At 61.8% G+C, this 8261-nt stretch carries 8 protein-coding genes; all 8 read right to left on the bottom strand.

Going from position 1 to position 8261, the window contains the following annotated elements; genetic code table 11:
• Positions 1-441 precede the first annotated feature (441 nt).
• Positions 442-2688, bottom strand: a complete 2247-nt coding sequence (locus DW151_RS03745) for a polyribonucleotide nucleotidyltransferase (protein WP_118334507.1) — start codon at positions 2686-2688, stop codon at positions 442-444.
• Positions 2689-2837: 149 nt separating this feature from the next.
• The gene (gene rpsO, locus DW151_RS03740) at positions 2838-3116 is read right to left on the bottom strand and encodes a 30S ribosomal protein S15 (protein WP_099431792.1); all 279 of its coding nucleotides are present in this window, start codon (positions 3114-3116) and stop codon (positions 2838-2840) included.
• Positions 3117-3254: 138 nt separating this feature from the next.
• The gene (recO, locus tag DW151_RS03735) at positions 3255-4004 is read right to left on the bottom strand and encodes a DNA repair protein RecO (RefSeq protein WP_118334505.1); all 750 of its coding nucleotides are present in this window, start codon (positions 4002-4004) and stop codon (positions 3255-3257) included.
• 15 nt (positions 4005-4019) lie between these two features.
• The gene (gene era / locus DW151_RS03730; protein WP_199579890.1) at positions 4020-5087 is read right to left on the bottom strand and encodes a GTPase Era; all 1068 of its coding nucleotides are present in this window, start codon (positions 5085-5087) and stop codon (positions 4020-4022) included.
• A 12-nt stretch (positions 5088-5099) separates the two neighbouring features.
• Complete coding sequence (locus DW151_RS03725; protein WP_117635248.1) at positions 5100-5477, bottom strand: diacylglycerol kinase family protein; 378 nt, start codon at positions 5475-5477, stop codon at positions 5100-5102.
• 9 nt (positions 5478-5486) lie between these two features.
• Positions 5487-5996, bottom strand: coding sequence for an rRNA maturation RNase YbeY (gene ybeY / locus DW151_RS03720; protein ID WP_118334504.1), 510 nt, complete (start codon positions 5994-5996; stop codon positions 5487-5489).
• Entirely contained in the window at positions 5993-6979 is a 987-nt protein-coding gene (locus DW151_RS03715) for a PhoH family protein (protein ID WP_118334502.1), read from the bottom strand. Before DW151_RS03715 ends, ybeY begins: the two co-directional genes overlap by 4 nt.
• Positions 6960-8252, bottom strand: a complete 1293-nt coding sequence (locus DW151_RS03710) for a MiaB/RimO family radical SAM methylthiotransferase (protein WP_118334501.1) — start codon at positions 8250-8252, stop codon at positions 6960-6962. The genes DW151_RS03715 and DW151_RS03710 overlap by 20 nt, the downstream gene beginning before the upstream one ends.
• Positions 8253-8261: the final 9 nt, after the last annotated feature.

Below are 8261 nucleotides of genomic sequence, written 5' to 3'. Positions count from 1 at the left end.
GGGCGGGCACGGATGAAGTTTCCTGCTCTACAGTCCTGCTCACGACGGAGGCCACATTAAGTGGCCTCCTGTTCGTGCGGAACTCGCGATAAACTTCATCAGTGCCCGCCCCACGGGAAACCTGCCAAAAAGGGACAGGTTTATTTTGGTCGGTTTTATCTGGGAAGATGCTGCTGCGGCTATCTACAGATCTGAAATCTGACTACTGAATAGACTGTCTAACTAAATAGCGAGCGGCACTAACCAGTCCTTTTGCTTGCGCCCGGGAGGGCCGCATATGAAGTTTATCGCGAGTTCCGCACGCAAAGGAAAGCACTTAATGTGCTTTCCGTCTTGCGCAGGACTGTAGAGCAGGAAACTTCATATGCGGCCCTCCCGGGCGCAAGCAAAAGGGCGACCCCTGTCCGGAGTCGCCCTTGCGGTGCTGGTTATGTACGGCTGTTACTCGGCGTCGTGGTGGCGGCGGGGCTTGCGGCCTCCGTTGTCGCCGGGACGGCGCGGACGGTCGCTGCGCTCGGAGCGCTCGCGACGCGGACGCTCACGGCGCTGGAAGTGCTCGCCGTCGCCCTCGGAGGAACCCTCGGCGCGAGCCGGAGCCTCAGGCTTGTCAAGACGATCGAGCGAGATCTTGCCGCGATCGTCGACCTCGATGACGACGACATTGACCTCGTCGCCCACGTTGAGGACGTCCTCGACCTTCTCCACGCGGCCCTTGGCGACGCGGGAGATGTGCAGCAGGCCGTCCTTACCGGGCAGCAGGTTGACGAAGGCGCCGAAAGGCTGGATGGAGACCACACGACCGGTGTACTCCTCGCCCGGCTCGGGAACCTTGATGATGAGCTTGATGCGCTCGACGGCCTGATCGACGGACTCGCCAGTTCCGCCGACAAAGACGGTGCCGTCCTCCTGGATGTCGACCGAAGCGCCGGTCTCATCCTGGATGCCGCGGATGACCTTACCGCCAGAACCGATGACGTCGCGGATCTTGTCGGTCGGAACCTGGATGGAGACGATGCGCGGGGCGGTGCTGCGCGTGGTGTGGCGCGGCTCGGGGATCACATCGAGCATCTTCTGAAGGATGAAGGCGCGACCCTCCTTGGCCTGCTGCAGGGCGCGGGCCAAGATGTCAAAGGTAAGGCCGGTGGCCTTGTTGTCCATCTGCAGAGCGGTAATGCCCTCGGTGGTGCCGGTGACCTTAAAGTCCATGTCGCCAAGGAAGTCCTCGAGACCCTGGATGTCGGACAGGACCACGGTCTTGCCCTCCTCCTGGATCAGGCCCATGGCGATACCGGAGACCGGGCGCTTAATGGGCACGCCGCCGTCCATAAGGGCGAGCGTGGAGCCGCAGGTCGAAGCCATCGAAGAGGAGCCGTTGGACTCCATGACCTCGGAGACGACGCGGATGGCGTAGGGGAACTCGTTCTCGTCGGGGAGCACCGGAAGCAAAGCGCGCTCGGCCAGGTTGCCGTGGCCGATCTCGCGGCGCTTGGGGCTGCCCATGCGGCCGGTCTCGCCGGTGCAGAACGGCGGGAAGTTGTAGTGGTGCATGTAGCGCTTGCCCTCGGTGGGCTCGATGGTATCCAGACGCTGGCCCTCGTTGAGCATACCGAGCGACAAGACGGAAAGCACCTGGGTCTGGCCACGCTGGAACAGACCGGAGCCGTGAACGAGCGGCAGGTAGTTATCCTTCACCATGATGGGGCGAATCTCATCGGCGGCACGGCCGTCGACGCGCTCGCCGGTCTCGACGACCATGGTACGCATAGCCTTCTTCTCGAGCTTCTTGAGCGCCACGGGAATCTCGCGCTCCCAAGCGGACTGCTCCTCCTCGGTGAACTCGGCACGGATGGACTCCTTCAGAGCCTCGACCTTGCCGATACGGGAGAGCTTGTCGGCGTCGCGAAGGGCGGCTGCCATCTCGTCGTAGTGGGCGAAGATGCGCTCCTGGACCTCCTCGACGGGCTGGTCGAGCGGGTACTCCTTCTTGACGATAGCGCCGTTGACCTGCTCCCACTCGGCGACAAACTCGTCCTGAGCCTGGCAGAAGGCAGCAAGGGCCTCCTGGCCAAACTTCATGGCGGCGAGCATGTCGTCCTCGGAGATCTCCTCGGCGCCGGCCTCGACCATCGAGATGAAGTCGGCAGAGCCGCCCAGCTCCAGGTCCAGATCGGAGTTCTCGCGCTCCTCATAGGTGGGGTTAACGATAAACTCGCCGGTCTCCACGTTGCGGCCGATGCGCACGCAGGCAAGCGGGCCCTCGAAGGGCACGCCGCCGAGCGTCATGGCCAGGGAAGCACCCATGACGTTGATGACGTCAAAGGGGTTGACCTGGTCGGCGACGAGCGAGGTGGCGACGATGTGCACCTCGTTGCGGAAGCCGTCCGGGAAGCTCGGACGAATCGGGCGGTCGATCATACGGGCCGTGAGCGTGGCCTTCTCGCTGGGACGGCCCTCACGCTTGAGGTAGCCACCCGGGATGCGGCCGGCGGCGTACATCTTCTCGTTGAAGTCGACGGTCAGCGGGAAAAAGTCGTAGTTCTTGCGCTCCTTGGAGACGACCACGGTGTCGAGCATCGTGGTGTCGCCCTGCTTGACCAGGCAGGCGCCGGTGGCCTGCTTGGCAAGCTCGCCCGACTCAAAGGTGTAGGTCTTGCCGTACAGCTCAAAGGTCTTGGATACGAGTGTCATTGTTCTCCTTTACCCCACAGGCCCCTTGCCTGCAGGCTTCTCATGTGACGCGGGCCCCCTGCCCCCGCCACGCTTCAGAGCGTGATTGTTCGCGCCCTTACACAAAAAGAGCGCCCCGCTGCGCAGGACGCTCTTAGCATGTACAGATCCTACTGGATGTTGTCGCGGATGCCCAGAGCCTTGATGAGCTCACGGTACTCGACGATGTCGTTCTTCTTGATGTAGGAGAGAAGACGACGACGACGGCCGACGAGCATGAGCAGGCCACGACGGGTGTGGAAGTCCTTCTGGTGGGACTTCATGTGCTCGGTCAGCTCCTTGATGCGCTCGGTCAGGATGGCGACCTGAACCTTGGGGTTGCCGGTATCGACCGGGGTGTTACCGAACTGGGCAGTCAGCTCCGCCTTGCGCTCTTTGGAAACAGTCATTGTTTCACCTTTCGTTTTGCGTCGCCCACGGGCGACTCGATTCGCCTCGGACTGGGAAGCCGCCGGTGGAGCGAGCAACCAAGGTCGAGGTACCAACAGGTCGGTATGTTACCACAAGCAGCCCGTGCCTGCGCATCATCACCGACCCAACATGAATTCCATCGCACGGAGGCGCTGATCGGTGTGCGTCGCAGCCCACACATGCGAAAGCCCGAGCAAGAACGCCGCCGTATGCGTGTCGATCCTCTCGACCATAAGCGCATCGAAGGTCATGGACATGAGGGCGCGCAGCCACGCGACCTCACCGGTCGACACCAGCTCGGCACCCGGAACGCTCGACGCGCACGACCCGCACATGAGACCGCCCGCCTGGGGCGAAAAATACGACAGCATGGGGTCTCCGCACAGCACGCAGGCCGAAAAATCGGGTCGATAGCCAACGTGCGACAGCAGCTTAAAGACATATGCCGCCACAAGTAGATCCATATGCGCCGCGTCGAGCCCGCTGCCCACCAGGGCAAGCGCTCGCTGCGTTATGGCAAAGGTAAACGGGTCCTCGGCGTCCTCGAACGAGCACACGCGCGCGACCTCGGCGATCGCGCTTGCGGCGCATGTCATCTCGTAATCGGGAGCAGCGCCGAGCGGCGCCTCCATAAGCTCGGCCTGGGAAACCACGTCGAGCGACCGTCCATGCGCAAGCAGCATATCGACGGTACAGAACATCTCGCAGCGCGCAGCCAGGCGTCCGCCGGGTTTGCGGGCGCCCTTTGCCACGGCACGAACCTGCCGACCCCGCTCGTCAAGCATCGTCAGGATCAGGTCCGTCTCTTTGAGCTTCGTCTTATCGAGCACAAGCACTTTCGTGCGATATGTACGAGAACCTGCCATACGCGCCGCGTGTCCCTAATCCTCGGCGTTATAACCAAAGCGGCGAATCTGGGCCTCGTCGTCACGCCAGCCGGCCTTGACCTTCACGTCCAGCTCCAAAAAGACCTGGGTGCCAAAGATGCGCTCAAGGTCGCGACGGGCGTCGATGCCGATATGTTTGATCATCTCGCCGCCCTTGCCGATGATGATGCCCTTTTGGCCCTCGCGCTCGACGTAAATGGTGGCGTGCACGCGCAGCACCTTCTTGGTCTGCTCAAGCGCATCGCAAATCACGCCCACGGAGTGCGGGATCTCATCACGGGTGCGGCGCAAGACCTTCTCGCGCACAAACTCGGCAACGAGCGTCTCATCGGAAGCGTCGGTACCCATGTCCTCGGGGAACCAACGCGGACCCTCGGGCAAAAAGTGCGCAACGGTCTCGATGAAGGCATCGACGTTAAAGTTCTTGACCGACGACGTCACGATCTCGTCGTCATATTCCATAAGCTCGTGGGCGGCCTTAAGCTGCTCCATGACCTGTGCGGGGTCGGCTTCATCGGCCTTGGTGAGCACCAGGACCTTCTTGCAACGGGCGCATCTGACGCGCTCGGCAACCCAGGCGTCTCCCCTGCCGATCGGTTTGGTGGCATCAATCAAAAACGCGACAACATCGACATCGTTCAGCTCGAACAGCGCACTTTTATTGAGCTCGGACCCTAGACCGTCCTTGGGCTTGTGGATACCCGGGGTATCGACAAAGACCAGCTGGTAGCCGGGGCGGTTGACGACGGCGCGCATGCGGCGGCGGGTCGTCTGGGCCACCGGCGAGGTGATGGCGACCTTTTTGCCATAGCAGGCGTTGAGCAGCGTTGACTTACCGGCGTTGGGGCGGCCGACCAAGGCCACGAAGCCACTGCGGAAACCGGGCTCAACGTCGCCAAAGCCCGCGAGGCTGTCGTCCTCGTCGCACAGGGCGTCGAGTTCCTCGTCGCTCATGCCCTCAAACGGGTCGAACTCCTCGACTTCCTCATAGGCCTCGGTCGCCTTAGCATCCGGGGACTCGTCGTCCAAAATTTCATCGATAGGCTGCATATTGTCGGACATGGGAATCCCTTTCTAAATAAAGCCGAGCGCGTGGGCAAATACCAGCAAGCCCACAATCGCGGCGGTGATTGAAAGTACGTATACCGAGGCGGCGGCGATGTCCTTGGCGCGTTTTGCCAGCGGATGGAGCTCCTGGGTCGCCAGATCGACAATGGCCTCCATGGCGGTATTGCACAGCTCGCCGTGAATCACCAGGCCGCAGCAGATGATAATCGTGGCCCACTCGGCAATGTCGAGCCCCACGATGCAGCCGGCAATGATGGTGCACACGCCCGCTACGAGCATAACCTTAATGTTGCGCTCGGTCTTGACGGCGGTGACGAAGCCCTCCATGGCGTAGGAGAACGACTTTAAAAAGGACGGATGGTCCTTGTTCGATCCGGGAATCATAAGCGGCTCCTAGTCGTGGGCATGATTGGTGATGGGGCCGACGTGAACGAGTTTGGGGTCCTCGCCGCGCTCGAGCGCCAGATCGCGCAGGATAGCGTCCTCGCGGGCCTCCATGACCTCGGCCTCGTCGTCCTCGATATGGTCATACCCCAGCAGGTGCAGCATGCCGTGTACGAGCATCAGGCGGCACTCGTCGGCAGGGCTATTGCCAAAGCCGGGGGCCTGACGGGCAATGACCTGCGGGGCCAAGATGATATCGCCGAGCTCGAGCGTCTCGTCGGCGGGAATATCCTCGTCAAAGGCCGAGTCGCATTCAAACGAGAGCACATCGGTGGTGCGGTCGATGCCACGCCACTCGTGGTTGAGCTCGTGCATCTCGTCCTCGTCGACATACGAAAGGGAAATCTCGACTTCACGTTCAACGCCCTCGGTGGCAAGCACAACCTCGCAGATGTGCTCCACTTCCTGCGCGTCGAGCAGCGTATCGAGCTCGGCATCGTTGCTGATCAATACACTCAACGGGACTCCTTTCGGTCGCGCGAGCGCTGCTCACGCACGTCATCATAAGCATCGTATGCCTCGACGATACGACCCACCAGGGCATGGCGCACCACATCGGCGCGCTCCAGGTGTGCAAACGCCACATCGTCGACACGGCCCAAAATCTGCTCGACATCCGCCAAGCCACCACGACGACCCACCAGGTCGCGCTGGCTAAGGTCGCCGGTAATCACGAACTTGGAGTTGAATCCAAGGCGTGTCAGGAACATCTTCATCTGCTCGGGCGTGGTATTTTGCGCCTCGTCGAGCACCACGAAAGCATCGCTCAGCGTACGACCGCGCATATAGGCAAGCGGGGCAATCTCGATCACGCCGCGCTCCATAAGCTCATCGGTGCGCTCGCGATCCATCATGTCAAAAAGGGCGTCGTAGAGCGGACGCATGTACGGATCGATCTTTTCCTCGAGGGTGCCAGGCAAAAAGCCCAGGTTCTCCCCTGCTTCGACAACCGGACGCGTCAAGATCAAACGGCCCACCTCATGGCGCTTGAGCGCGGCAACGGCGAGCGCCATGGCCAGATAGGTCTTACCGGTACCGGCAGGACCCAAGCCAAAGGTGATGGTATGCGAGCGAATGGCATCCACATAGCGCTTTTGCCCAAGCGTCTTGGGACGAATGACGCGACCGCGGTATGAAAGCAGCACGTCATCGCGAAGCGATGTGGCCTCATGCTCGCCGTCGCGCAAGACGGCCAGGCAACGCGAGACATCGTCGGCAGACAGGGTACGACCGGCCGCCGCCTCGCGAAAAGCGTGTTCAAAAAAACGCGCCACGAGTTCGACCTCATCCGGGTCACCGCTCACGGAGATGCTATCGCCACGGGCGACCACGTGAGCGCGAACCAAGCTCTCGAGCGCACGAAGGACGCCGTCGCCGGCGCCCAAAACACGCGAGGGATCAACTCCCTCGGGAACGGTAAGTCTAATCTTCGAGGCTTCCATGGACCTCCCTGCGCGCATGGACCAAGCCGGAATCATCGACTCCGATGATAGCAACATCGAGCAGGCACGGGGCTGTAAGTCCACAGGTATCGTCAAGACGGGCATGATGGAACGAACCGAGCGTCAGGCTGTCACCATACTCGAGCACGGCACGCTCGACAGTGCCCACGCGACGACGAGCATCGGCAATAGCGAGCTCCTGCGCCGTGTCTCGCATACGACGGCTGCGCTCGGCCATAACCTCGGGCGGCACCTGGTCGGGCATGTCGGCAGCAAGGGTACCGGGACGCTTGCTATAGCGGAACACGTGCATACGCGAGAAACCCACACGGCGGCACAGCGCCAGCGACTCCTCGAACTCCTCGTCCGTCTCACCAGGAAAACCGACGATGACATCGCACGAAAGAGACGCCTGGGGCAAGTTGGCGCGAATCATACGCACCGTGTCCTCAAAGGCCTCCGCACTATAGGGACGACCCATGCGATGCAGGGTCGCCGTACAGCCGGACTGCACGGGCAGGTGCAAAAACGGGGCGATACGCTGCGGATAGCGCGCCATAACCTTAAGCAGGCGCTCAGAGATATCCATGGGCTCGACCGAGGAAATGCGCACATGCGCAATAGTCGTGCGCTCCATGATGGCCTCGAGCAGCTCATCGATTTCGACATGCTCGTCGGTCGCGCTCTTGCCATCGTAGGCACCCAGGTTCACACCGGTCAGCACCACCTCGGGCACGCCGGCCTCCTGGGCCTCGCGAACTTGCTCAAGCACGGACTCGACAGGCACGGAGCGCTCGGGGCCGCGCGCCTTCCACACAATGCAATAGGTGCAGCGATGGTTGCAGCCGTCCTGGATCTTCACGCCCAGGCGAGAGCGACCGAGCGCATCGACCACCTCGCCATCGCTGCAGGCGGGAACGCTATCGGACTCAACGCCCAGCACCTCGCAGACACGTTCGGCGACATCGATCTTGGACGGCTCGGCGATCACGCGATCCGAAAGCTCCAACAGCTCCTCGGGATGCAAATTGACCACGCAACCGGTCACGAGCACATAGGGCTCATTTGGATGGGCCAGCGCATGACGGACGGCCTTACGGGTCTTGGCCTCGGCCTCGCCCGTAACGGCACAGGTGTTAATGACGATCAAATCGGCATCCTGGGGCTCCACAATAGCAAAGCCCAGGCGCATAAGATCGGCAGTGATACGGTCAGACTCAACCCGGTTGACACGGCAGCCGAGGTTGACGACGGAAATATGGGGTGCGAGCACGCGGGCTCC

Source organism: Collinsella sp. AM13-34 (assembly GCF_003473055.1).
GTDB lineage: Bacteria > Actinomycetota > Coriobacteriia > Coriobacteriales > Coriobacteriaceae > Collinsella.
Note: the sequence above shows the minus strand (reverse complement) of the source record. Positions and strands in the feature narration are given on the sequence as shown.